General features: G+C 64.2%; 20 protein-coding genes. 19 read left to right on the top strand and 1 reads right to left on the bottom strand.

Features of this window, described 5'->3' with window-relative positions:
- Positions 1-122: 122 nt before the first annotated feature.
- The 10 genes from AC0L2D_RS15995 (at position 123) to AC0L2D_RS15950 (ending at position 12874) form a co-directional block, all read left to right on the top strand.
- The gene (locus AC0L2D_RS15995; RefSeq protein ID WP_013533052.1) at positions 123-1250 is read left to right on the top strand and encodes a sugar ABC transporter substrate-binding protein; all 1128 of its coding nucleotides are present in this window, start codon (positions 123-125) and stop codon (positions 1248-1250) included.
- Between the two features lie 79 nt (positions 1251-1329).
- Positions 1330-2862 carry a sugar ABC transporter ATP-binding protein gene (locus AC0L2D_RS15990; RefSeq protein WP_224675629.1) on the top strand — a complete coding sequence of 511 codons (1533 nt, stop codon included), beginning with the start codon at positions 1330-1332 and terminating at the stop codon, positions 2860-2862.
- Positions 2859-4943: an ABC transporter permease subunit gene (locus AC0L2D_RS15985; protein WP_473541512.1), complete on the top strand. Its 2085-nt coding sequence runs from the start codon at positions 2859-2861 to the stop codon at positions 4941-4943. Before AC0L2D_RS15990 ends, AC0L2D_RS15985 begins: the two co-directional genes overlap by 4 nt.
- Before the next feature lie 13 nt (positions 4944-4956).
- Entirely contained in the window at positions 4957-5763 is an 807-nt protein-coding gene (locus AC0L2D_RS15980) for an SDR family oxidoreductase (RefSeq protein WP_084016157.1), read from the top strand.
- A gap of 10 nt (positions 5764-5773) precedes the next feature.
- Positions 5774-6721, top strand: a complete 948-nt coding sequence (locus AC0L2D_RS15975; protein ID WP_027163936.1) for a 3-hydroxyacyl-CoA dehydrogenase — start codon at positions 5774-5776, stop codon at positions 6719-6721.
- Positions 6718-7680: a 3,5-dioxohexanoate:acetyl-CoA acetone transferase gene (gene kce, locus AC0L2D_RS15970; RefSeq protein WP_013533047.1), complete on the top strand. Its 963-nt coding sequence runs from the start codon at positions 6718-6720 to the stop codon at positions 7678-7680. The genes AC0L2D_RS15975 and kce overlap by 4 nt, the downstream gene beginning before the upstream one ends.
- 46 nt (positions 7681-7726) lie before the next feature.
- Entirely contained in the window at positions 7727-8605 is an 879-nt protein-coding gene (locus tag AC0L2D_RS15965) for an SMP-30/gluconolactonase/LRE family protein (RefSeq protein ID WP_013533046.1), read from the top strand.
- Between the two features lie 189 nt (positions 8606-8794).
- Positions 8795-9451, top strand: coding sequence for a GntR family transcriptional regulator (locus AC0L2D_RS15960; protein WP_032809708.1), 657 nt, complete (start codon positions 8795-8797; stop codon positions 9449-9451).
- 73 nt (positions 9452-9524) lie between these two features.
- The gene (locus AC0L2D_RS15955) at positions 9525-10319 is read left to right on the top strand and encodes a DeoR/GlpR family DNA-binding transcription regulator (protein WP_024502478.1); all 795 of its coding nucleotides are present in this window, start codon (positions 9525-9527) and stop codon (positions 10317-10319) included.
- 77 nt (positions 10320-10396) lie between these two features.
- On the top strand, positions 10397-12874 hold the full coding sequence (locus tag AC0L2D_RS15950) for a GcvT family protein (RefSeq protein WP_473541511.1): 2478 nt from the start codon (positions 10397-10399) through the stop codon (positions 12872-12874).
- On the opposite strand, the gene AC0L2D_RS15945 is transcribed toward AC0L2D_RS15950, so the two are convergent.
- On the bottom strand, positions 12871-13740 hold the full coding sequence (locus tag AC0L2D_RS15945; protein ID WP_013533042.1) for a LysR substrate-binding domain-containing protein: 870 nt from the start codon (positions 13738-13740) through the stop codon (positions 12871-12873). The genes AC0L2D_RS15950 and AC0L2D_RS15945 overlap by 4 nt on opposite strands.
- Before the next feature lie 155 nt (positions 13741-13895).
- Between AC0L2D_RS15945 and AC0L2D_RS15940 the strand changes: the two genes are divergently transcribed.
- The 9 genes from AC0L2D_RS15940 to AC0L2D_RS15900 all read left to right on the top strand — a co-directional run bounded on the left by AC0L2D_RS15940 (position 13896) and on the right by AC0L2D_RS15900 (position 25813).
- Entirely contained in the window at positions 13896-15596 is a 1701-nt protein-coding gene (locus AC0L2D_RS15940; protein ID WP_224619908.1) for a Na/Pi cotransporter family protein, read from the top strand.
- Between the two features lie 125 nt (positions 15597-15721).
- Positions 15722-16921 carry a 2-aminoethylphosphonate--pyruvate transaminase gene (locus AC0L2D_RS15935; protein WP_473541510.1) on the top strand — a complete coding sequence of 400 codons (1200 nt, stop codon included), beginning with the start codon at positions 15722-15724 and terminating at the stop codon, positions 16919-16921.
- 24 nt (positions 16922-16945) lie between these two features.
- A complete protein-coding gene (gene phnA / locus AC0L2D_RS15930) occupies positions 16946-18202 on the top strand; it encodes a phosphonoacetate hydrolase (RefSeq protein ID WP_473541509.1) in 1257 nt (418 codons plus the stop codon).
- 397 nt (positions 18203-18599) lie between these two features.
- Positions 18600-20057, top strand: coding sequence for a phosphonoacetaldehyde dehydrogenase (phnY, locus tag AC0L2D_RS15925; protein WP_473541508.1), 1458 nt, complete (start codon positions 18600-18602; stop codon positions 20055-20057).
- A gap of 72 nt (positions 20058-20129) precedes the next feature.
- Positions 20130-21488, top strand: coding sequence for a (R)-1-hydroxy-2-aminoethylphosphonate ammonia-lyase (gene pbfA / locus AC0L2D_RS15920; RefSeq protein ID WP_473541507.1), 1359 nt, complete (start codon positions 20130-20132; stop codon positions 21486-21488).
- A gap of 2 nt (positions 21489-21490) precedes the next feature.
- Entirely contained in the window at positions 21491-22501 is a 1011-nt protein-coding gene (locus tag AC0L2D_RS15915; RefSeq protein ID WP_013533036.1) for a C-terminal binding protein, read from the top strand.
- Between the two features lie 255 nt (positions 22502-22756).
- Positions 22757-23788 carry a 2-aminoethylphosphonate ABC transporter substrate-binding protein gene (locus tag AC0L2D_RS15910; protein ID WP_275953855.1) on the top strand — a complete coding sequence of 344 codons (1032 nt, stop codon included), beginning with the start codon at positions 22757-22759 and terminating at the stop codon, positions 23786-23788.
- 29 nt (positions 23789-23817) lie between these two features.
- On the top strand, positions 23818-24963 hold the full coding sequence (locus tag AC0L2D_RS15905) for an ABC transporter ATP-binding protein (RefSeq protein ID WP_024502486.1): 1146 nt from the start codon (positions 23818-23820) through the stop codon (positions 24961-24963).
- Positions 24956-25813, top strand: coding sequence for a 2-aminoethylphosphonate ABC transporter permease subunit (locus AC0L2D_RS15900; RefSeq protein WP_127368840.1), 858 nt, complete (start codon positions 24956-24958; stop codon positions 25811-25813). The genes AC0L2D_RS15905 and AC0L2D_RS15900 overlap by 8 nt, the downstream gene beginning before the upstream one ends.
- Positions 25814-25815: the final 2 nt, after the last annotated feature.

Here is a 25815-nt window from a genome sequence, read left to right as displayed (position 1 = left end):
ATAAACGATTTCATCATTGATATTTGATCAAATCATGATACGGTCGCTGGCATCGAATGACAAGGGTTTACGTTTTGTGCCCTTGGGAGGCATTCGGTCGTTCTGTTTGGGAGGAGTTCCACATGGGTATCGGATCGAAAGTCCGGCGGCTCGCGCTGCTGGCCGGCATGGCTGCGTGCGCCTTCGGCCTGTCCGCCGCGCAGGCCGCCGAGAAGCACAAGATCTTTCTCAGCATGAGCTACATCGGCAATGATTGGCAGGCGGAGGCGGCCAACATGGTCAAGGCCATGGCCGCTCATAAGAGCCTGGCCGACAAGGTCGACCTGCAGGTCCAGGTCGCTGGCCCCAACGCGCAACGCCAGATTCAGCAGATCAACGCAATGGTGCAAAGCGGCGCCGAAGCCATCGTCGTGTATCCGATCTCGCCGACCGCGCTCAACCAGGTCGTCAAGAATGCCTGCGACAAGGGTGTGAAGGTCTTTGCGTACGACGCCGAGATCACCGAGCCTTGCGCCTACAACGTCCACATAGACCAGCTGGAAGCGGGCAGGGTGACCGCCGAATGGCTGGTCAAGAAGCTCAACGGCAAGGGCAACATCATCGCCATCACGGGCGTCCCGGGAACATCCGTTGACGATCAGCGGACAAAGGCCGCCAAGGAAGTCTTCGCCAAGTATCCTGATATCAAGATCGTCGGCGAGGCTGTCGGCATGTGGAGCCAGGCGGTCGCCCGCACGGAACTTTCGAAAATCCTGGCCACCCGCAATTGGGACGACATCAACGGACTGTGGATGCAGGTCGGCTGCTTCACCGCCAACTCGATGCAGCTCGAGGCTGGCAAGAAGACCAGCGAACTCCTGCCTTGCGCCGGCGAAGGTTCCAATGGCGGCCGCATCCAGATGCTGCCGGAGGGCACCGAAGTCGAAGGTGCCGCTCCTCCTTATGCACCGGCGGGCGCACAACGCATTTCCTATGCCTCGCCGCCTTATTCGGGTGCGCTGGCGCTGAAGCTTGCCGTCGAGGCGATCGAAGGCAAGGACGTGCCGAAGACCACCATCCTGCCGCTGCCGGTCGTTACCAATGAGACGATCAAGCTGTGCGACGAAGGCACATGGGCGGAGATGAAGGCCGGCTGCAACGCCTTCAAGCCGTCGCTGGTCTCCAATCCGGGCTGGTTTGCCTCGATCTTCTCGGACCAGACACCCGAGGTCGGCCTTAATGCTGCCCTCGTCGGACAACCGGAGAACTAAGCCTCCCAAGGCCCGTGTGACGATGCACGGACAACTGTCCGTGCGTCGTCAATCCATGCCAAGCCGGCGATCGAGGACAATGACAGAACACTCCGAGCTCCCCGCCGTCGAGATCGACGGCATCAGCAAGGCGTTCGGCCCGACCGTCGCGCTGGACGGCGTGTCGTTTGCGATCGCGCCCGGCAGCGTCCATGCCCTGCTCGGTGAAAACGGAGCCGGCAAGTCGACACTGGTGAAGCTGCTGTCCGGGCTGGTCCGGCCGAGCCAAGGCCATGTCCGTGTCTTCGGCAAGGAGATCGCTTACGGCGCACCGCGCGCAGCACATGCGCTCGGCATGCAGACAGCATTTCAGGAGATGACCCTGGTGCGCGATCTCTCCGTGCTCGACAACATGCTGCTGCCTTACGCCCCCGTCGGCATCTCCGGCCTGATCCGCCGCGGTGCCGCCCGCAAGGCCGTCCGCCGCCATATCGAAGATCTCGGTTTTTCCGTCGATCTCGATGCCGAGGTGAGCGAGCTCGAGCTTTCGGTGCGCCAGAAGATCGAGATCGCGCGCGCCGTCTACCGCAAGCCGCGCATCCTTTTGCTCGACGAACCGACCTCGACGCTCGCCGGACGCGACGTCGACTGGCTGGGCGACATCATCGCCAGGCTGAAGGCGGCAGGCACCACCATCGTCTTCATCACCCACCGCATGCGCGAGGTCCGCGCTTTTTGCGACACGCTGACGATCCTGAGAAACGGCCGCCACATCGTCACCGCGCCGGTCGCCGATGTCTCGGATGCCGACGTCATCGAAAAGATCATCGGCCGCAGCATCGAGCAGACCTTTCCGCCCAAGCCGGACAGCGCCCAGGCCTTCGGTCCGCCGGTTCTGGGCGTGCGCGACCTCAAGGTCGGACGCAAGCTCGACGGCGCCGGCTTCGATCTGCGCAAGGGCGAAATCCTCGGCGTCGCCGGGTTGCAAGGCATGGGCCAGCAGGACCTGTTCCTGGCCTGCTTTGGCATGGCCGAGATCGAGCGCGGCCACATCCTCGTCGACGGCCGCAAGGTCTGGCTCGGTTCGCCGGCCGATGCCTTGCGCCCCAACATGGCCATCGGCCTGGTGCCGGAAGACCGCAAATCCGAAGGCCTGTTCCTGAAATTGTCGGGCAGCCAGAACGCCACGCTGCCGGTGATATCGCGCTTCACACGGCTAGGCCTTGTCGACGCGCAAGCCGAGACCCGCTCCGTCGAGGCGGCATTCGCCACTGTCGAGGTCGACCGCCGAGCGCTGTGGACGCGGGCCGGTGCGTTTTCCGGCGGCAACCAGCAGAAGATCGCCATCGCCAAGTGGCTGGTGGCGCAGAGCCGCATCCTGCTGTTGTTCGATCCCACCCGAGGCATCGACGTCGGCACCAAGCACGAGCTTTATGTGATGATGCGAAACTACGTGGCTTCGGGCGGTTCGATCCTGCTGCACTCGACGGAGATCCCCGAACTCGTTCACCAATGCGACAGGGTGCTGGTCCTCTATGACGGGCGCATCGCCGCCGAACTCGAAGGCGACGCCATCACCGAACCGGCCATCATGCGCCCGGCGCTCGGCCATGCCGGGGAAGCCGCCGCATGAGCAGCGCAGCAGCCTCATCCCCTGTTCCCGGCGGCTTCGGACTGCGCCGTGCGCTGGTGCGCAATCGCGGCGCGCTGATCGCCGCGGCCGTCCTGGCGATCCTGCTCTTCGTCGTCGACTGGATCAGCGCCGGGCCGCTGACCTATTTCGATGTGTCGTTCCTGTCGAGCGGCGGCGCCACCTCGGCGCTCGCGGCGATCGGCCAGACGATCGTGATCCTGTCGGGCGGCTTCGACCTGTCCGCCGGCGCGGTGATATCGCTGGTCAATGCCGTGCTGGCATCGAGCATGGATCCGATGGCGCCAGGCGCAAGCATCCTTCTGTGGACCACCGTCGGCATCGGCGTCGGCATGGCGGTGGGCGCCTTCAACGGCTTCTTCATCGCGGTGCTGCGCATGCAGCCGATCGTGGTGACGCTGTCGACCATGTTCATCCTGCAAGGCGTCACGCTGCTGGTGATGGACAAGCCCGGCGGCTTCGTGTCGCCCGATCTCGGCACCTTCTATCTCGGCGACGCGATCGCCGGCTGGCTGCCGATGCCGCTGGTGGTGATCGGTGTCGTCCTGCTCGCCTGGTTCTGGCTGAAGGGAACCCGCTTCGGCACAGCACTCTACGCGCTTGGCAGCGATCCGGAGTCGGCCGCTTCCGTCGGCATCAATGTCGTTCTGGTGCGCTTTGCCGTCTATGTCATCGCCGGCGGCTGCTATGGCCTTGCCGGCGTGTTCATCAGCGCCCAGACCGGCAGCGGCGATCCGCTGGTCGGCAATCCGCTGCTCTTGTCGATGTTCGCGGCGGTCGTCGTCGGCGGCACGCGCCTCGGTGGCGGGCAGGGCGGTCCGGTGGGCTCTGTCTTCGGCGCCTACATCCTGATGATCGTGGTGAACATCCTGCTGGTGCTCAACGTATCGGCCTATTATGCGACCATCGCCGAAGGCACCATTCTGGTGCTGGCAGCACTTGCCGGCTCGATCTCGCATGCATCGGTGCTTGCCGTGCAACTGCGCGCCGCGCGTGCCCGGTTTGCCGCCTGGCGCGCCGGCATATTGCCCTCGCAGCTCGAGCGCGTGGACCGGCGTCTCAAGATCGCCGAGCCAGCCCATGCCCAGCGCAGTCCGGCATCGCCGCGCCCTGCCTTCCATCTGCGCAATGCGGAAACGCTGCGCTATGCGCTGCCGGCCTATGTCTGCCTGCTGCTCATCGTGCTTGTCACCCAGATCTGGCTCGGCCGCGCGATCCTCAATCCGGGCTATTGGAATTCGCTGCTGGTGCTATCGTCCTTCCTAGCCGTCCTGGCGCTCGGGCAGGGAACCGTCATCCTGACCGGAGGCCTCGATCTCTCCGTGCCGTGGACGATCGGCATCTCCGGCATCATCCTGGCGGGCATGGTCAACGGCTCCGACGCCGCCCTTGTCTACGCCTTGCCGGTCGTCCTGGTGATGGCCTGCGCCATCGGCTTCGCCAATGGTTTCGGCATCGTCTATCTCGGCATCTCGCCGATCGTCATGACGCTCGCCACCAACGGCATTCTGCAAGGCTGTGCGCTGCTCTATTCGCAGGGAACGCCGGCCGGGTTTTCCTCGCCGATGCTGCGCTGGGTCATGACGGCCAAGCTCGCCGGCCTGCTGACTCCAATCGTGCTGCTGATGGTCGTCTTTGTCGTCGCAGCGGTACTCCTGCTTGGCCGCACCCCGTTCGGAAGGCGCGTCTACGGCATCGGCAACGGGCTGCGCGCGGCGCGCTTGTCGGGCATCGGCGTCGAGCGCACGCTGATCCTGGTCTACATGCTTTCGGCCGTCTGCGCGGCTGTTGTCGGCGTCATGCTGACCGGCTTTTCGGGTCAGGCGAGCCTCGGCATGGGCGACGACTATCTATTGCCGTCGATCGCCGTGGTGGTGGTCGGCGGCGCGCTGATCACCGGCGGGCGCGGCCACTATCTCGGCATGCTCGGCGGCGTGTTGTTGCTGACGGCACTGCAGATGCTGCTCGCCGGCACCACGCTTCCCTATGCCACGAGGGCAATTCTTTACGGACTGGTCGTTCTGGGCGCCGTCATGGCGCTGCGCGAACGGCGGCTGCAATGAGAAGGACAGGACCATGAGCACAAGGGCGCCGGCATCGGCGGACGAATTTTTGACCGGGCTGAAAGGCCAGCGCGTGCTGGTGACGGCGGGCGCAGGCGGCATCGGGTTTGCCATAGCCGACACGCTGTCACGCCTCGGCGCCCGCATCGTCGTCTGCGACGTTTCCGACGAGGCGCTGGCCGCTGCTCCCAGCAAGATCGACCTGGTCGCGGCGGTCAAGGCCGACGTCTCGCGCGACGACGACGTCGACCGTCTGTTCGAGGCGGTCGAGAAAAAACTCGGCGGGCTCGATGCGCTGATCAACAATGCCGGCATTGCCGGGCCGACCGGCGGTGTCGACGAGATCGATCCGGCGGACTGGCGGCGCTGCATCGACATCTGCCTGACCGGCCAGTTCCTGTGCGCCCGGCGCGCGGTGCCGCTGATCAAGGCGGCGGGCGGCGGTTCGATCGTCTCGATGTCGTCGGCCGCCGGCCGCCATGGCTACGCCTTCCGCACACCCTATTCGGCGGCCAAGTTCGGTGTCATCGGTTTCACGCAAAGCTTGGCCAAAGAGCTCGGGCCGCACGCCATCAGGGTCAACGCCATCCTGCCCGGCATCATCGAGGGCCCCCGCATCGAAGGTGTTATCTCGGCGCGCGCCAAGCAGGTCGGTATCAGCCACGAGGAGATGACCGGGCGCTATCTCCAGAACATCTCGCTGCGTCGCATGACCAGCCCCTATGATGTCGCGTCGATGGTCGCCTTCCTGCTCTCCGATGCGGGGATCAACATTTCCGGCCAGTCGCTCGGCGTCGACGGCAACGTCGAAACACTTTGAGGAACAAACCATGGCCAATGTCGCGATCGTCGGAAGCGGGTTCATCGGGCGGGCCTGGGCGATCAGCTTCGCCCGCGCCGGCCATGACGTGCGGATGTGGGACCAGTCGCCCACTGCCACAGGTGGAGCCCGCGACTACATTGCCGGCGTGCTCGGCGATCTCGCCGCGAACGATCTTCTGCGGGGACAGCAAGCCGGTGAGGTTCTTGACCGTATCTCCGTTGTCGCCGAGCTTGAAGAGGCGTTGGCAGGTGCCGTGCATATCCAGGAGAACACGCCCGAGAATCTCGAGGTGAAGCGCAAGGTGTTCTCCTTGATCGACACGCTTGCCGATCCGCGAACAGTCATCGCCAGTTCCACCTCGGCGCTGTTGCCGTCGAAATTCACCGACCATCTGCAAGGGCGGCAGCGCTGCCTGGTCGTGCATCCGATCAACCCACCCTATCTCATTCCGGCGGCCGAAATCGTGCCGGCGCCGTGGACCTCGGCCGAGACGGTCGAGAGAACCCGCGCCTTCCTCGTCGACGCCGGCCACGCGCCACTGGTCATGCAGCACGAGCTTGACGGCTTCATCATGAATCGCCTGCAAGGCGCATTGCTTGAGGAAGCTTTCCGGCTTGTCGCCGATGGCTACGCCAGTGTCGAGGATGTCGACATCGGCATCCGCGACGGGCTGGCGCTGCGCTGGTCGTTCATGGGGCCGTTCGAGACCATCGATCTCAATGCACCCGGCGGCGTGCGCGACTATGTCGAGCGCTATCAGGGCATCTATTCCAACATCTTTCCCCAGACGCAGCGGCGCGTCGACTGGGCCGGCAAGGTCATCGACACGGTCGAGGCTGATCGCCGCAAGCGACTGCCACAGCAAAGCCTAGGCGACCGGCAGGTGTGGCGTGACCGCCGGCTCATGGCGCTCGCCGCCCACAAGAGAAAATCGGATCAGGAGTTTGGAGAATGACGCAAACCAGTCGCAAGCCGGGACCTGCACGGACCAGGGGCAAGGTCATCATCACCTGCGCGGTGACGGGCGCCATCCACACGCCGACCATGTCGCCCTATCTGCCGATCACGCCCGACCAGATCGCTTCGGAGGCGATCGCGGCGGCGGAAGCCGGTGCCGCGATCCTGCATCTGCATGCCCGCGATCCGGAAACCGGCAAGCCCGACCAGACGCCGGAGGCCTTCGCCCGCTTCCTGCCGCGCGTCAAGCAAGGCACCAACGCCGCCATCAACATCACCACCGGTGGCAGCCCCTACATGAAGGTCGAGGAGCGCGTGCGCCCGGCCGCCCAGTTCAAGCCGGAAGTCGCCTCGCTCAACATGGGCTCGATCAATTTCGGGCTCTATCACTTGGCCGACAAATACGAGACCTTCAAGTTCGATTGGGAAAAGCCGCATCTGGAAGCGACGCGCGACCTCGTCTTCCGCAACTCATTCAAGGACATCGAGTACATTCTGGCGACCTGCTACGACAACGGCACGCGCTTCGAGTTCGAGTGCTACGACATCGCCCATCTGTACAACCTTTCCCACTTCGCCGACCGTGGGCTGGTGAAGCCGCCTTTCTTCGTGCAGTCGGTGTTCGGGCTGCTCGGCGGCATCGGCACGCATCCGGAAGACGTTGCCCATATGAAGCGCACTGCCGACCGGCTGTTCGGCGACCAGTTCCGGTGGTCGGTACTGGGCGCCGGCGCCAGCCAACTGCGCATCGCCGCGCAATCGGCGGCCCTTGGCGGCAACATCCGCGTCGGGCTGGAGGACAGTCTGTGGGCGGGCAAGGGCAAGCTTGCCAAATCGAACGCCGAGCAGGTCTTGCTGGCCCGCAAGATCATCGAAGGGCTCGGCATGGAGGTGGCGACGCCCGACGAGGCACGCGAAATCCTGTCATTGAAAGGCGGGGACAAGGTCGCTTTCTGAGGCTGCCCGAGCAATCGCCGCGAGACGCAAAACGGAGGAGGACGGCATGAAGATCGAAGTCGTGGTGGACGTGAAGACCACACTGGGCGAAGGACCGCTGTGGGACGTCGAACAGGAACGACTCTACTGGATCGACAGCTTCGACGGGCGCGTGTTTCGGGCGACCGCCGACGGGCGCGAGATCCGGTCATGGGACGTGCCGATGAAGATCGGCTCAATGGCGCTGCGCAAGGACGGCGGCGGCGCTGTCGTCTCGCTGCAGCGCGGCTTCCATCTGCTCGATTTCGCCACCGGCGAGGTGACGCTGATCCACGATCCCGAGCCGGACAAGCCGATGAACCGGCTCAACGACGGCAAGGTCGACCGGCGCGGCCGTTTCTTCGCCGGCTCCATGGATACGATGGAAGAGGGGCCGTCCGGCGGTCTCTACAGGCTCGATCCGGATTTCTCCGTCACCCGGATCGATTCCGGCATCATCTGCTCCAACGGTCCATGCTGGAGCCCCGACGACCGCACCTTCTATTTCGCCGATACCTGGACCGGGGAGATATGGGCCTACGACTACGATATCGCCACCGGTGCCGCCACCAACAGGCGTACCTTCGTGCGCGTCGACACCAGCCGAGGCGGTGCGGCGGACGGCTCGACCGTCGACGCCGAGGGCTATCTCTGGAATGCGCTGGTCTATGACGGAAGGCTGGTGCGCTACGCGCCCGATGGCAGCATCGATCGCATCATCGACATGCCGGTCAAGAAGATCACCAGCGTCATGTTCGGCGGACCGAAGCTCGACACCCTCTACGTCACCTCGATGGCCAAGCCGCCGCTGCCGCGTTTTCCCGGCGACGGCGTTTTGCGCGGCAGCCTGTTCGCCATATCAGGCCTTGGCGTTAGGGGCGTTGCGGAACCGCGCTTCGGCGGCTGACGCCAGGCAAGCGAAGCGCCGGTAAAATACGCAGATCAGGCCTTGGCGCAAGAATTCGGGCAAGTCTGGCAATTGATGCCGAACGTGTGCATATACAGGCATACATATATCCATGCAGAGGGGTTTCCGTTAGGCTGAGCGCCCCGCGTCAAACGGGAGCATCGATTGCCAGGATTTGCGGAAAGCGTGATGCAGGGGCCGCGAACCGTGGCCGAACAGGTCGCCAATGTCCTGCGCGAAGCGATTGCCAGTGGCACCATCAAGGCGGGCACTTCGCTGCGCCAGGACGAATTGGCCGAGCAGTTTGGCTTCAGCCGCATGCCGATTCGTGACGCCCTTCGCCAATTGGAAGCCGAAGGCATTGTTTCCATCCATCCGACAAAAGGCGCGCAGGTCGCCCGGATGGACAGCGCCGAGATCAGTGAAATCTATGCACTGCGCGAATTGCTCGAATGCGAGGCGTTGCGGCTTTCGCTTCCCAATCTCGCCGGTGACAGGCTCGACGAGGCGGAACAGGTTCTCGATCAGATCGACGCGGAGCGCAATGTCGGCCGATGGGGCGCGCTGAATCGTGCCTTTCATCTGGCTCTCTACGATGCCTGCGGCAACAATCGATTGCTGGCCTTAATCGAGGCGCACCACAATGCCGCCGATCGCTACGTCCGCATCCTGCTGTCGAACCTGGACTATCGCAGCCGCTCGCAGACGGAGCACCGCGATCTGCTGGCCGCCTGCCGGTGGCGCGACGGCGACAGGGCCATAGGCATTCTGAGGCAGCATCTTCGCGAGGGAAGCGAGACGCTGGTCAGCGCGATCAGGGAAGATGGCCTGTCGCGAAAATCCTGACGACATGGCTTGAGTTGCCTCCGCACGATCACTGCCACATATTGCAACATCGCTACTCGATCCGAGGATCATCATGTCCCCCGACAGCAGCCTGCCGGCGCGCGCCCTTGCTCCACGTCGCCACGAAGAGATCCTGCGGCGGCTGGGCGCCCAGGGGTCTGTCAGTGTCGCCGAACTGGCCGGGTTCTTCGATGTCTCGCGCGAAACCATCCGCCGTGATTTGAAGCTGCTGTCGGATAAGGGACGGCTCGGCATCGTCCATGGCGGCGCCGCCCGCTTCGAGCCGAGCGAACCGGCAATGAGCTTGCGCAGCCACGAAAATGCCGGAGGCAAGGCCGCGATCGGCAGGCTGGCCGCCGGTCTTGTGAAGGACGGCATGGTGGTGTTCCTCGATTCCGGCACCACCACATTGGCCGTCGCACAAGCCATGGCCGACCTGCGCGATCTCACCATCTGCACGGCGAGCCTGAAGATCGCGCTTCTGCTGTGCCACGTCTCAGGCATGCGCGTGCATGTGCTGGGTGGCGAAGTCGATCCGGGCGAGGAAGCGGCCTCCGGCATCGACATGCTCGAAGCCATGTCGCGATTTCGCGTTGACATCGCGTTCCTCGGTGGTGGCGCGCTGTCGCCCGACGGCGAGGTGACCGATTTCACCCGCGCCGGCGCCGAACAGCGCAGCCGCATGATCGCGCTTGCCGCCAAAACCTACTTCGTTCTCGACAGCAGCAAGTTCGCAAAGCTGACGCCGCTCAGGATTCCGAATTTTCAACGCGCCGCCGGCGTGATCGTCGACGCGAAACCGCAGGCTGACATCGCTGAAGCGCTTGCGCGCAAAGGGCCTGAGCTGATGATTGCCTCTTTGATGTGATATTTTGTGGTATTTTGTGTTGATATTTGGAATTCGGCTGCTATGATCCAACCGGTGTCAAAACGGCAGGATGTCCCATGGCAAACGAATTCCCCACGCAAGCGCGCGTCGTCATCGTCGGCGGCGGTATCATTGGCTGCTCGGTCGCCTATCATCTGACGAAGCTCGGTTGGACCGATGTCGTGCTGCTCGAACAGGGGCAACTCAGCGGTGGCACCACCTGGCACGCCGCAGGGCTTGTCGGCCAGTTGCGCAGTCATTCCAACATGACCAGCCTGATCAAATACTCCACGCAGCTCTATGGCGAGCTGGAGGCCGAGACCGGGCTCGCCACCGGTTGGAAGAATTGTGGCTCGCTGTCGGTGGCGCGGACCGCCGACCGCATGACGGTGCTGAAGCGCACGGCCGCATCGGCACGCGCCCAAGGCGTCGAGATCGACGTGATTTCGCCGAAGGAGGCGGCCGATCTATGGCCGGTCATGGCGACCGACGATCTGGTCGGCGCCGTCTGGCTGCCGGGCGACGGCAAGGCCAATCCGACCGATCTCACGCAATCGCTGGCCAAGGGTGCGCGCAATCGCGGCGCGAAAATTTTCGAGCGGGTCAAGGTCGCCGGCATCAGCGTGAAGAACGGCGTCGCCTGCGGTATCGAGACGGACCGCGGCAACATTGCCGCCGAGATCGTCGTCAATTGCGCCGGCCAGTGGGCGCGCAAGGTCGGGCTGATGTGCGGCGTCTCGGTGCCGCTGCATTCGGCCGAGCACATGTACATCGTTACCGGCAGGATCGAGGGCGTGCATCCGGACCTGCCGGTCATGCGCGACCCCGACGGGTTCATCTATTTCAAGGAAGAGGTCGGCGGCCTGGTCATGGGTGGCTTTGAGCCGCACGCCAAGCCGTGGGGCATGAATGGCATTCCCGAAAATTTCGAGTTCGCGCTGTTGCCGGACGATTGGGATCAGTTCGAGATTTTGATGGAAAACGCGCTGGTCCGCGTGCCGCAATTGGCCGAGGCCGAGGTCAAGAAATTCTACAACGGTCCCGAAAGCTTCACGCCGGACAACAATTTTCTCCTCGGCGAGGCGCCGGAACTGAAGAATTTCTATGTCGGCGCCGGCTTCAACTCCATGGGCATCGCCAGCGCCGGCGGCGCGGGCAGGGCGCTGGCGGAATGGATCGTCAACAGCGCGCCGACCATGGATTTGTGGCCGGTCGACATCAGGCGTTTCGCCTCCTTCAACAACAATCCGCGCTGGCTGCATGACCGTGTCAAGGAAACGCTCGGCTTGCATTACGCCATGCCGTGGCCGAACCGTGAACTGGACACGGCGCGGCCGTTCCGCCGCTCGCCGCTCTACGACCGGCTCGCCGCCAAGGGCGCCTGCTTCGGTTCCAAGATGGGCTGGGAGCGGGCCAACTGGTTCGCGGCACCGGGAGAGAAGACCGAGAACGACTATGCCTTCGGCCGCCAGAACTGGCACGAGGCGGTCAAGCGCGAAATGAAGGCGACACGCGAAGCCGTCGCCATCTTCGACCAGACCTCTTTCGCCAAGCTCCTCGTGCAGGGCCGCGATGCCTGCGCCGTGCTCAACTGGATCTGCGCCGGAAATACAGACGTACCGGACGGTACGTCTGTTTACACGGGCGTGCTCAATGCACGCGGTGGCTATGAGAGCGATCTCACCGTTATGCGGCTCGGCGCGGAGAAATTCCTCATCGTCACCGGGTCCGCACAAGCTGTCCACGATGCCGACTGGATCGTCAAAAACATTCCGTCCGACGCGCATGCAATCGTGACCGACGTCACCTCGTCCTACGCGGTGCTGGCGTTGATGGGACCGCGATCACGCGATCTGCTGGGCAAACTCTCCTCGGCCGATCTTTCCAACGCCGGCTTTCCCTTCGCCACCATCCGCGAGATCGATATCGGCTATGCCACCGCCTATGCCAACCGTATGACCTATGTCGGCGAACTGGGCTGGGAACTGATCGTGCCGACAGAATTCGCCGTCGGCGTCTATGAGGCGTTGCATGAGGCGGGCCGTGAATTCGGTCTGCTGGACGCCGGCTACTATGCGCTCGATGCCTTGCGCATCGAAAAGGGTTTTCGCGCCTGGGGCAGGGAGTTGACGCCTGATATCGACCCCTGGCAGGCCGGGCTTGGCTTCGCCGTGGCGATGGACAAGCCAGGTGACTTTATCGGCCGCGACGCGCTGGTTGAGACGAAGCCATCGGCAGCACCGGCAAGACGCGTCATGCTGTTCACGCTCGATGATGCCGAGCCGATGCTGTGGGGCGGCGAACTGATCCTGCGCGACGGCAAGCCGGTCGGCGAAGTCCGCTCGGCCGCCTACGGCCACACGCTTGGCCGCTCGGTGGCGCTCGGCCTGATCGAGAACGAGGCGGGCGTCGACGCTGCGTTTCTCACCGGTGGTCGTTTCGAGATCGACCTTGCCGGCGTTCGCCATGCCGCGACAGCACATCTGCGCAGCCCCTACGATCCGAAGTCGGAGCGGGTGAAGGCTGATGCGGTGGAGATCAGGGCCGCCGCTTAATCCGCTGACATCGAGCGCGCCATATCCAGGAAAGCCCGCACCAGTTTGCCGCCGCTGCGTTCACGCAGGCAGATCAACGCCTCGTCCATCAGGGTCTCGGGAGCATCGATGGTGATCGGCACCAGCCGCGAATCCTGGCCGAATTCGGCCGCCGAGACAAAGCCGATGCCGGCGCCCGAGGCGACGATCTCGCGGACGGCTTCGCGGCCCTCGGCTTCGATCGCCGGCCTCAATTCGATTTTCGAGGCGGCTGCGAGATCTTCGAGTTTCTGACGCGTCTTCGATCCACGCTCGCGCATGACCAGTGATTCCTGCGCGAGCTGCTTGAGGGTGAGCGACTTTTTCGCGGCCAGCGGGTGGTCGACGGATGCAAACGCGATGATCGGCGTCGAGTTGAGTTTCAGCACCTCGAAATCGCGCCCCGTCGGCACCTCGCCCAGCACGCCGATATCGGCATCGTAGCTGTAGAGGCTGCTGATCACCGTCTCGGTGTTGCCGGCGCGCACCGAAACCTGCACGCCGGGATAGCGGGCCCGGAAGCTGCCGAGAATGTGAAGCAGATGATGTGCGGCATCGGCGACGATGCGCAGCGTGCCGGAACGCAGGGCGCGGGACTCCGTCAGGAGTTCGAGCGCCTGTTGCTCGGTATCGAACATGCGGTGGGTTATTTCGAGCAATTTCTGGCCCGAATGGGTCAGCGTGACCTGCTTCTTGTTCCGATTGAACAGCAGCACATCATACTCTTCCTCGAGCTTGCGCACCTGGTCCGAGATCGCCGGCTGGGTCAGGAAGAGCGCCTCGGCGGCGCGAGAAAAGCCACCGCAGATGGCCACCTGGTGAAAGGCTCGCAACTGGACGTAGCGCATCTCCCGTGCCTCCGACACTTCTGAAATCACCGACATCTTATCATAAGGATTGCTTAGGAAAAGATCGAAAGGAACGATTTGACTTATGTTTTGCCGACCCTCAGCCTGAGCATGGGTCGACATCCCTGCCGGCCGTTGGCACCGGAGGCCTCGCCATGCAATTTTCCATCATCCTGCTGCATCTGGCGGGTGCGGTCATGCTGCTGCTCTGGGCCGTGCATATGGTGCGCACGGGTGTCGAGCGGGCCTGCGGGCCCGCTTTGCGTGATGCCTTGAGGCAAGCACGGGGTGAGCGGATCAAATCGGCCGGCGTCGGCACCGTGCTTGCCGTGCTGCTGCAGAGCTCGACCGCCGTCGCTATCCTGGCGGCCGGGTTTGCCGCCAGCGGCATGGTTTCGGTGTCGGCCGGGCTGGCGATCCTGCTGGGCGCCGATCTCGGTTCCGCCCTGGTCGTGCAGGTGCTGTCGTTCGACCTCAGCTGGCTTGTGCCGGCGCTGATCCTCGTCGGCGGCGCGATGGCCCTGAAGTTCGAAGTGGCTGGCATCAGGCATAGCGGGCGAATCCTGATGGGGGTCGCCTTCGTCCTGTTGTCGCTGCATATGATCGGCGAGGCGACCGCACCGATGCGGCAGAGCACCTTGCTGCCACTGGTGATCTCCTATCTGCGCGCGGACTATTTCACCGCCTTTGCCGCCGCTGCCCTGTTCACATGGCTGATCCACTCCAGCGTCGCGGCGATCCTGCTGTTCGTCACGCTTGCCGCACAAGGCGTCTTGCCGGTCGAGGTCGGTCTGTTCTTCATCCTCGGCGCCAATTGCGGCGGCGCGCTTATCGCGGTTTGGCTGACGCGCGGCGAAGCCGTCGAGGCGCGCCGTATCCCGCTCGGCAATCTGATCTTTCGCGGCACGGCGGCGCTGGCGGCTTTGTTCGCGCTTCAGGCCGTGACCTTCCCGGCGCCTCTGTTCGGCGCAACCGAAGGCCGCCAGCTGGTCAACCTGCACCTTGCCTTCAATCTGGTGCTGGTCATCTGCTGCTTGCCGTTCACCGGCATGATGGAGCGGCTGGTCGCCTTGTTGATCGCAGACAGGCCGGTGGCAAAGGCCGGAGAGGGTGGAGACCTGATGTCGCGCCGCACCAGCGCGCTCGACCGCACCGTCATGCGCACACCCGGTCTTGCGCTAGCCAGTGCCACCCGCGAGCTGCTGCGCATGGGCGAAGTCGTCGAGGTGATGCTGCGCCCAGTGATGGATTTCTTCGACGCCGGCACCGGCGACCAGATACGCCAGGCCCAAAAACTCGATGAGGAGGTCAACCGCGCTCATACCGAAATCAAGCTCTACATTGCCGAAGTCAACCGCGGCAGCATGAGCGTAGCCGAAGCGCAGCGCGGCATCGAGCTCACAGACTTCGCCATCAATCTCGAACGCGCCGGCGACATCGTCGCCAAGAACCTGCTCGTGCTCACCCAGGAGCTGCGTGACAAGAACCTGCGCTTCTCACGCGACGGCTGGAGCGAACTGGCCGGGCTTCACAACCGTGTCATGGCCAACATGCAGCTTGCACTCAATGTGCTGGTGTCGAGCGATCTCGATTCGGCGCGGCAACTCGTCGTCGAGAAGGAGCGGATGCGCAGACTGGAACGCACGAGCCACGACCGTCACCTCAAGCGCCTGCAATCGGGAATGCCGCAGAGCATCGACACCAGCGACATCCACCTGGAGGCCGTGCGGGCGCTGAAGGAGATCAACTCGCTGATGGCCTCGGTCGCTTATCCCTTGCTGACGCAGAGCGGTGATCTGCTCGAAAGCCGGCTGGCGAGAGGGGCTGCGGAAGTGAGGGCTCCTGCAATGGCCTGAGGACGGATTCCCGCCCGGCAGGCCATCACTAAAATCTATACATCGATACAAAATAACGATTTTACAAATAGATCATTCAGGCCAAGAATAAGGCCACATCGAACGCAGATCGAGCGGAGGACAACATGCTCGCCGAGACGAAATTTGCCGCGGAGCCGCTGGCCAGCCCGGCGCTGGGCGAGCCGTATCTTCTGACCCCGGGGCCGCTCACCACGGCCTATTCGGTCAAGCAGGCGATGTTGCGCGACTGGGGATCGTGGGACGGCGACTTCCGCGCCATGACATCGGATATGCGTCGCCGCCTGCTGGCGCTGACCGGGGACACGAACGATGAGTTCGACTGCGTGCCGATGCAAGGCAGCGGTTCTTTCTGCGTCGAAGCGATGCTGGGGTCGTTCGTGCCCAGGGACGGCAAGGTTCTTGTGCTGGCCAACGGCGCCTACGGCCTGCGCGCCGCGCAGACCATGCAGTATCTCGGCCGCGCCTATACGCTGATCGACAAGGGTGACTATCTGCCCCCGCGCGGCGACGAGGTGGCAGCGGCCCTCGCGGCCGACCCTGATATCACCCATGTCATCGCCATCCATTGCGAGACCAGTTCCGGCATCCTCAACCCGGTCGCTGAAATTGCCGAAGCCGTCCATGCCAAGGGTCGCAAGCTGCTGGTCGATTCCATGAGTGCGTTCGGCGCCGTGGCGCTCGACGTCAACGAAATCCGCTATGAGGCGATGGTCTCGTCCGCCAACAAGTGCATCGAGGGCGTTCCGGGTTTTGGCTTCATCATCGCGCGCAAGAGCGAACTGGACGCCGCCAAAGGCAGGAGCCATTCGCTGTCGCTCGATGTCCACGCCCAGTGGGCGCACCTGAACAAGACCGGCCAGTGGCGCTACACGCCGCCGACGCATGTCGTGGCCGCCTTCCTCGAAGCACTGCGCCAGCATGAGGCCGAAGGCGGCGTCGCCGGCCGTGGCGCCCGCTATACGAGGAACCGCGACGTTATGGTGGCCGGCATGCGCGACCTCGGTTTCGAGACACTGCTCCGGGATCGCTGGCTGTCGCCGATCATCGTCACCTTCTTCAACCCGGCTCATGCCAGTTTCGCGTTCGACCGTTTCTACGACCTGATGAAGGACAAGGGCTTTATCATCTATCCGGGCAAGCTGACCGCCGTGGATTCGTTCCGCGTCGGCTGCATCGGCCAGATGGACGAACATGTCATGCGCCGCGTCGTCGAGGCGGCAGCGTTCTCGCTTCATGAAATGGGCGTCGACACCGCCGCCCCACCCGCCGCGGCACTTGCCGAACGCGCCAAACTCGCCGCCTGAAGCGGCCGATTTCGAGGATATCAGATGAACCAGATGTCTCCCATCAATGTCGCCGTCAACGGCCGCACCTATGCCTGGCCGCGCGTGCCGGCGATCGCCATCTGCCTTGACGGCTGCGAGCCGGCCTATCTCGACGAGGCGATCGAGGCCGGGCTGATGCCGGCTCTGGTCAGGATCAAAGAGAAGGGCACGGTGCGCTTTGCGCATTCGGTCATCCCGAGCTTCACCAACCCCAACAATCTGTCGATCGCCACCGGCCGACCGCCGTCGGTGCACGGCATTTGCGGTAATTATCTCTATGAGCGCGAGACCGGCAAGGAAGTGATGATGAACGACCCGCGCTTCCTGCGCGCGCCGACCATCTTCCAGGCCTTCTACGATGCCGGCGCCAAGGTCGCCGTGGTCACCGCCAAGGACAAGCTGCGTGCCTTGCTTGGCAAGGGCCTCGCCTTCGACGAAGGCCGCGCGCTGTGCTTCTCGGCTGAAAAATCCGACACCACCAGCAAAGCCGAGCACGGCATCGACAATGCCTCGAAGCACTTTGGGCTGCCGGTGCCGGAGGTCTATTCGGCAGAATTGTCGGAGTTCGTCTTCGCCGCCGGCGTCCAGCTGCTGAAGGAATTCCGCCCCGACATCATGTACCTGACGACCACCGACTATGTGCAGCACAAATATGCGCCCGGCGTGCCGCAGGCCAACGCCTTCTACGAGATGTTCGACAAGTACCTGACCGAGCTCGATGCGCTGGGTGCTGCCATCGTCGTCACCGCCGACCATGGCATGAAACCGAAGCACAAGGCCGACGGCTCGCCCGACGTGGTCTATGTCCAGGATATTCTCGACGACTGGCTGGGCAAGGACGCCGCCCGCGTCATCCTGCCGATCACCGACCCCTATGTCGTGCATCATGGCGCGCTGGGTTCCTTCGCCACCGCCTATCTGCCTGATGGCGCCGACCAGGCCGGCATCATGGCCAGGCTGGCCAAGATCGACGGCATCATGCTGGTCGTCGACAGCCCGACCGCCTGCGAGCGCTTCGAGCTTCCGGCTGACCGCATCGGCGACATCGTGCTGATCTCGACCGAGAACAAGACGATCGGCACCTCGGAACATCGCCATGACCTGGCGGCTCTGAACGAGCCGCTACGGTCGCATGGCGGGCTGACCGAGCAGGAGGTGCCGTTCATCGTCAATCGTGTGCTGCCGGAATTGCCGAACGAGCCGACGCTGCGCAATTTCGACGCCTTCTACTACGCCACCATGGCGGCGGCGCTGGCTTGAGTCGAGCGTGATTGTCGACCCCCACTCCGCCGAGCTTCGCTCGGCACCTCTCCCCCGGTCGCCGGGGGGGGGGGCAGGGGGCCGGGGTAGCCGCGGCGTAGGCGGGGACCCGTGGGGGCCGGGCCGCCGCCGCCCCCCCCCCCCCCCGCGCGGGGGGGCGGGGGGGGGGGGGGGCGCCGCCGGCCCCCCCCCCCCCCCCCCCCCCCCCCCCCCCCACCTCTCCCCCGATCGACGGGGGAGAGGAAAGGCGCCAGGGTTAGCCGCGGCTTAGCCTGAAAACGTTGAGGCACTGACCTCGCCTGATTTCCTCTCCCCCGTCGATCGGGGGAGAGGTGGCCCGAAGGGCCGGAGTGGGGGTCGATCCTCCGCGCAACAAGAATCTGCTGGAGCAGAACCCATGACCAAGCTCGACCCCGCCATCAAAGTTCGCCACGAGCCGATGCGCATCGCCGGCAGACGAGTCGATGCCGACGGCGTCGTCGAGGTGCGCTTCCCCTGGAACGACACCGTCATCGGCACCGTTCCGGCCGGCCGGGCCGAGCACGCCCGCCAGGCATTCGAGATCGCCGCCAGCTACAAATCGAGGCTGACGCGCTACGAGCGTCAGCAGATCCTGTTCCGCACCGCCGAGGCATTGGCCTCGCGCCGTGAAGAAATCTCCGATCTCATCACGCTCGAGCTCGGCATCTCCAAGACGGACTCGCTCTATGAGGTCGGCCGTGCCTATGACGTGTTCACGCTGTCGGCGCAGATGTGCATCCAGGATGACGGCCAGATCTTCTCCTGCGACCTCACCCCGCACGGGAAGGCGCGCAAGATCTTCACCACTCGCGAGCCGTTGAAGGCGATCTCGGCGATCACGCCGTTCAATCATCCGCTCAACATGGTCTCGCACAAGGTGGCGCCGGCGATCGCCACCAACAATTGCGTGGTGGTCAAGCCGACCGAACTGACGCCGATGACGGCGCTTCTCTTGGCCGACATTCTCTATGAAGCCGGTTTGCCGCCTGAAATGCTGTCGGTGGTGACCGGCTGGCCGGCCGATATCGGCAACGAGATGATCACCAATGAAAACATCGACCTGATCACCTTCACCGGCGGCGTGCCGGTCGGCAAGATGATCGCCCGCACCGCCGGCTACAAGCGCCAGGTGCTGGAGCTCGGCGGCAACGACCCGCTGATCATCCTCAACGATTTGTCGGACGAGGATCTGGCAAAGGCGGCGGACCTAGCAGTGGCCGGAGCGACAAAAAACTCCGGCCAGCGCTGCACGGCGGTCAAGCGCATCCTGGTCCAGGAAAGCGTCGCCGACCGCTTCGTGCCACTGGTGCTGGAGCGGGCGAAGAAGATCCGCTTCGGCGATCCGATGGACCGCGCGACCGACCTTGGCACCGTCGTGCACGAGAAGGCGGCGGCGCTCTTCGAAGCCCGCGTCCACATGGCTGCCGAGCAAGGCGCCGACATTCTCTACAATCCGGGCCGCCAGGGCGCGTTGCTGCCGCCAATCGTCGTCGATCGCGTGCCGCATACATCCGAGCTGGTCATGGAAGAAACCTTCGGGCCGATCATCCCGATCGTGCGTGCGCCGGACGATGACGAGGCGTTGATTGCGCTCTCCAACTCGACCGCCTTCGGCCTGTCGTCGGGCGTCTGCACCAACTCTTTTCCGCGCATGCAGAAATACATCGCCGGCCTTCAGGTCGGCACCGTCAACATCTGGGAAGTGCCGGGCTATCGCATCGAGATGTCGCCCTTCGGCGGCATCAAGGATTCGGGCAACGGCTACAAGGAAGGCGTCATCGAAGCGATGAAGAGCTACACCAATGTGAAGACATTTTCGCTGCCCTGGTCCTGACCGGACGGCATTGACGGATAGAACAATCGAGGGAGCGTTCGCCGCTCCCTCATTCGCATTTCGGAGACCATGATGGCCGCGATATCTGAACTTGTGCACACCGAAGGCGATTCCAACACCACAGCGGCTCGCGGTCGCTGGGATGCCGGGCAGGGCGATCCGCGGATCCGCCGCCTGCTCGATCGCGACGCGGCCGCCTTCATGCACCAGAGCCTGTCCAGCCCCTGTTTGTCGACGATCGCCAAGGCGCAAGGCATCTGGATCGAGGACACCGCCGGTCGCCGCTTCATGGATTTCCACGGCAACAGCGTCCATCACCTCGGCTATGGCCACCCGAGGCTTGTGGCCGCCATCAAGAAGCAGCTCGATCAGCTCTGCTTTGCGCCGCGCCGCTTCACCTGTGAGCCCGCCGTCGAACTGGCCGAGAAGCTGGCGGCATTGGCGCCCGGCAATCTCGGCAAAGTGCTGTTCACCACCGGCGGCTCGGACGCCATCGAGGTCGCGCTGAAGATCGCCCGCGCCGCGACCGGCCGCTTCAAGACGGTGTCGTTCTGGGATGCGTTCCATGGCGCCGGCTTCGGCGCAGCAAGCGTTGGTGGCGAGGCGACCTTCCGCTCGCACATATCAGGCCCGATGATGACCGGCACCGAGCACGTCGCGCCTTGGGACGGCTATCGCTGCCCCTATGGCCACGATTCCCTGGAAGCATCGGGCCTCGCCTGCGCCAACATGATTGCCTACGTCCTTGGCCGCGAGCAGGACGTGGCGGCGGTCGTCGCCGAACCGATGCGGGCGACGCCAAACCCGCCGCCGCCGGGCTTCTGGAAGCGGGTGCGCGAGGCCTGCGACCGGCACGGCACGCTCTTGATCTTCGACGAGATCCCGACCGGCCTTGGCAAGACCGGCAAATTCTTCGCGCACGAGCATGATGATGTGACGCCTGACATCGTCGTCCTCGGCAAGTCGCTCGGCGGCGGCGTCCTGCCGATCGCCGCCATCATCGCGCGCCGCGATCTCGACGTCACCGGTGGCTTCGCGATCGGCCACTACACCCACGAGAAGAACCCGGTGACGACCCGCGCCGCATTGACGACGATCGACATCATCCTGGAGGAAGGGCTGGTCGAGCGCGCGGCCGAACTCGGTCGGCACATGCTAGGGCGCATGCAGCACCTGATGGCGCGCTCGCCCGATGTCGGCGACGTCAGGGGCAGGGGACTGATGGTCGGCGTCGAGCTCGTCGAGGATCGCGATACGCGCCAGCCGGCACGCGATCTCGCCGAGCGCGTCTTCTATGCTTGCCTTGAACAGGGGCTGAGCTTCAAGATCAGCCAAGGCAACGTGTTGACGCTGTCGCCGCCGCTGGTCATTTCGAAAACCGACCTCGACGGCGCGCTCGACATCGTCGAGCGAACGGTGCTGGCGGCCTGACCGTGAAGGCCGTGCGCACCGACCGCGAACTCGAATGTCCCGGCATCGACGCCGGCTTGCGGGCGAGGGGGGTCGAACTGGTGACGCTGCCGGACGGCATCCCCGAAGCTGATCTCATGCAGGCCGTTGCGGACGCCGATCTTTTGCTGATGTGCTACACGCCGATCACCGCACGGGTGATCGAGGCGGCTCCCAGATTGAACGGCATTGTCAAATATGGCGTCGGCGTCGATGCCATCGACATCCCCGCCGCGATGCGGCGTGGCATTCCCGTTGTCAACGTGCCGGATTATGCTGAGGAAACCGTCGCCGAAGGCGCCTTCGCGCTGATGATCGCGCTGGCCAAGCGGCTGCCCTCCATCACCGCGGCGGTGTCACGTGATGGTTGGATCTGGCCCGAGCAACGCTGGCTGGGGCGCGACATGTCCGGCGCCACGCTTGGGCTCGTCGGCTGCGGCAAGATCGGCCGCAGCATGGCGCGCATGGCAGGCCAAGGATTTCACGCGCGCGTTCTCGGCTTCGATCCCGGTGTCGATGTCGCAACCATGCGCACCGCCGGCATCGAGAAGGTAGAAGACCTCCACGTCATGCTGCGCGCCTGCGATTTCGTTTCCCTCCACTGCGTGCTGAACGACAGGACGCGCGGCTTGATTGGTGAAGCCGAGCTCGCTTGCCTGAAGCCTTCCGCTATCATCGTCAACGTCTCGCGCGGCGCGCTGATCGACGAGGCCGCCCTTGTCGAGGCGATCATCTCGGGGCGCATCGGCGGCGCCGGGCTCGACGTCTATTCGGTCGAGCCGCTGGCCAAATCGGGCCATCCGATGAGCGCGCTGTTCGGCCGCGACAACGTCATCCTGTTTCCGCATCTCACCTTCTTCACGCAGGGGGCCATGCGCCGGCTCGAAGACGACACGCTCGCGCGCTGCTTCGAAATTCTCGAAGGCCGGCCGGTTACCGTTCGTTCGTTCGACCCGCGGCTGCGGGCGCAGACATCTGGGGTTTCATTCGGCTGACCATCACCATCTCTGCCGCCAATCGCGGGCCTTCCGCGAGGCCGGAATCGAAGCCAGGCCAGCGTTGCGACAGTTCCATGACAACTATCAGGTAAAATTTGCCTCTCATAAAATAAATAGATTTTACTTATCGATCGTCAGTCCCCAAAGTCGGCACAACGACGAGATCGAACGGTGCCGCATAAGGCTCCGGCCTACAGGCGAGATCGTCACAGTGCATCGCAGAATGTGCCATCAATCACAGGGGAACTGAGCATGAAATCGCAAAAGGCAACCATAGCTATGGCCTTCGCCGCGTCGCTGCTGGCGTCGTCGGCTCTTGTCGGACCGGCACTCGCCGACGGCGTCGTCACCATCTATTCCGCCGACGGCCTGCATGACGGCAATGGCAGCTGGTTCGAGACCGAATTCGCCGCCTTCACCAAGGCCACCGGCATCACCGTGCAGTATATCGAGGCAGGTTCCGGCGGCGTCGTCGAGCGTGTCGCCAAGGAAAAGTCGAATCCGCAGGCCGACGTGCTGGTGACCTTGCCGCCCTTCGTGCAGCGGGCCGCGGCTGACGGCCTGCTGCAGGACTACAAGCCGGAAGCCGCCGACCAGATCGATGGCGGCACAGACAAGTACCGGCCGCTGGTCAACAACTATATGAACTTCATCTACAACAGTGCCGTCCTGCCGGAAGCGCCAAAGGCCTACAACGACCTGCTCGACCCGAAGTTCAAGGGCAAGATCCAGTATTCTACCCCCGGCCAGGCCGGTGACGGCACCGCCGTCATGCTGCAGATCATCCACGCCTTCGGCAGCGAGGATGCCGGCTTCGAGTTCATGAAGAAGCTGCAGGACAACAATGTCGGCCCCTCCGCTTCGACCGGCAAGCTGACCGCGCTGGTCAACAAGGGTGAGCTGCATGTCGCCAATGGCGATCTGCAGATGAACATGTCGCAGATGGCCGACAATCCCAATATCAAGGTGTTCTGGCCGGCTGGACCTGACGGTGTGCGCTCCACCTTCGCGCTGCCCTATGAAATCGGCCTGGTCACCGGCGCACCCAACGTAGACAACGGCAAGAAACTGATCGACTTCCTGCTCTCCAAGGAAGCCCAGTCGAGCATCAGTTCCGTTGCGCTCGGCATGCCGGCTCGCAAGGACGTCAAGCCGGATGACGCCAACTTCGCCAAGGCGCAGGAGGCGATGAAAGGCGTGACCATCTGGTCGCCGAACTGGGACGACGCGCTGAGCAAGCTGCCCGATTATGTCAAGCGCTGGAACGAAGCGACCGGAAGTTGATCCGCAAGGGAAACCCGGAGGACCACGCCATGTCGGCCGCAGCCTTTACTGGTACCAGTGTCATGGACATCGACGCCGCGAAGGTTCGCGGCGCCGGCTCCAATGTCCATTTCGACAAGGTCAGCGTTGCCTATGGCGCGCATGTCGTCCTGCATCCGCTGACCCTGGATATCGCACCTGGCGAGATCCTGGCGATGATCGGCCCATCCGGATCCGGCAAGACGACGGCCTTGCGCGCCGTGGCGGGCTTCGTGCGACCCGCCAGCGGGCGGATCCGCATCGGCGCCACCGATGTGACCGATCTGCCGCCCTACGAGCGCGGCCTTGGCATGGTGGTGCAGAACTACGCGCTGTTTCCGCATATGCGGGTCGAGGACAACGTTGCCTTCGGCCTCAGAGCACAGGGCGCCGACAAGGCGCTGATCGGTGAGCGGATCAAGGATGCGCTGGGCACTGTCGGCATGTCGGCCTATGCCCGGCGCTATCCGCGCGAGCTTTCGGGCGGCCAGCAGCAGCGCGTGGCGATTGCGCGTGCCTTGGCCGTGCGGCCGCGCGTGCTCCTGCTCGACGAGCCGCTCTCGGCGCTCGACGCCCAGATCCGCCGCAACATGGTCGAGGAGATTGCGCGGCTGCACCGCAGCCTGCCCGGCCTCACGATCCTCTATGTCACCCACGACCAGACCGAGGCACTGACGCTTGCCGACAAGATCGCCATCATGCGCGACGGCAGGGTCTGTTCGCATGGACCGACGACCGAACTCTACCGCCGCCCGCCAAACCGTTTTACGGCCGAGTTCCTCGGCCGCGCCAATCTTCTTCCGGTAACGGTTGCCGAGGCCGTCGGGTCGAAGGGATTTGCCACGGCAAGGCATGGTGACGCGCTGCTGACCGGCGCCGGCCGCAACGAGAAGGCCGGCGACAAGAGCCTGCTCTGTATCAGGCCGCAGCATCTCAGCCTGACCGCCGACAGCGACCATACCAACCGCATCGTGGGCACGCTCCAGGAAGTGCACTGGCAGGGCGAACTGACCCATCTCGTGCTCGACGTCGACGGCACGCCGGTGCGTGTCTCGGCGACCAGGCTGCCGATCGCCTTGCCCGAACCCGGCGCCAAGGTGCCGCTGTTCTTCGCGCCCGCCGACACCTCGCTTCTCCCGGAAGACGCCGGTGTCTGAGGCCGTCACACTTCGCGCGCCGGCGTTTCGGAGGGAACCCGGCAAGCTCTGGATAGTGCCACCGGCGGCCCTGCTGGCGCTGCTGTTCTTTTATCCGCTGGCGCTGATCGCCCGGCAGGCCTTCCTCGACGACAGCGGCGTCGCCAATGTCGCCGAAGTCATCCGCGTGCTGCATTCGCGCTTCTTCCTCAACGCGCTGATCAACACGGTATCGATCTCGGTCGCGGCGACAGCCGGATGCCTGGTCGTCGGCCTCGTGCTGGCGCTGATTCTGGCCTTCGTGCCGTTCCCCGGCAGCGGCTTCATCGCCCGGCTGATCGATACTTTCATCGCGCTGCCGACATTCCTGGTGACGCTTGCCTTCACCTTCCTCTATGGCTCCGCCGGCATGCTCAATGCCGGGCTGATGGAGACCTTTTCGCTGCCGCTGCCGCCCGTCGATTTCCTCTATTCCGCGTGGGGTGTGATCCTGGCCGAGGTCACTGTCTACACACCCTTCATCCTGCGGCCGCTGCTCGCCGCCTTTTCGCTGGTCGACCGTGGCCAGATCGAAGCGGCGAGCGTGCTCGGCGCGCGGCCGTTTCGCATCGTTCGCCAGGTGATCCTGCCGGCGGCAATCCCGGCACTCATCGCCGGCGGCAGCCTCTGCCTGTTGTTGACCGTCAACGAATTCGGCATCGTGCTGTTCATCGGCGCCAAGGGCGTCATCACCCTGCCGCTGCTGATCTACGGCAAGGCGATCCAGGAATCGGCCTATCAGGTCGCCTGTATCATCGCCGTCGTCAACATCGCGCTGTCACTCGGCCTGTTTGGCCTCTACCGTTTCGCCGCCGGCCGGTTGGGAGCCTAGCC

It is taken from the genome of Mesorhizobium sp. WSM4833, assembly GCF_055811095.1.
This window is presented reverse-complemented; position numbering and strand designations above follow the sequence as displayed.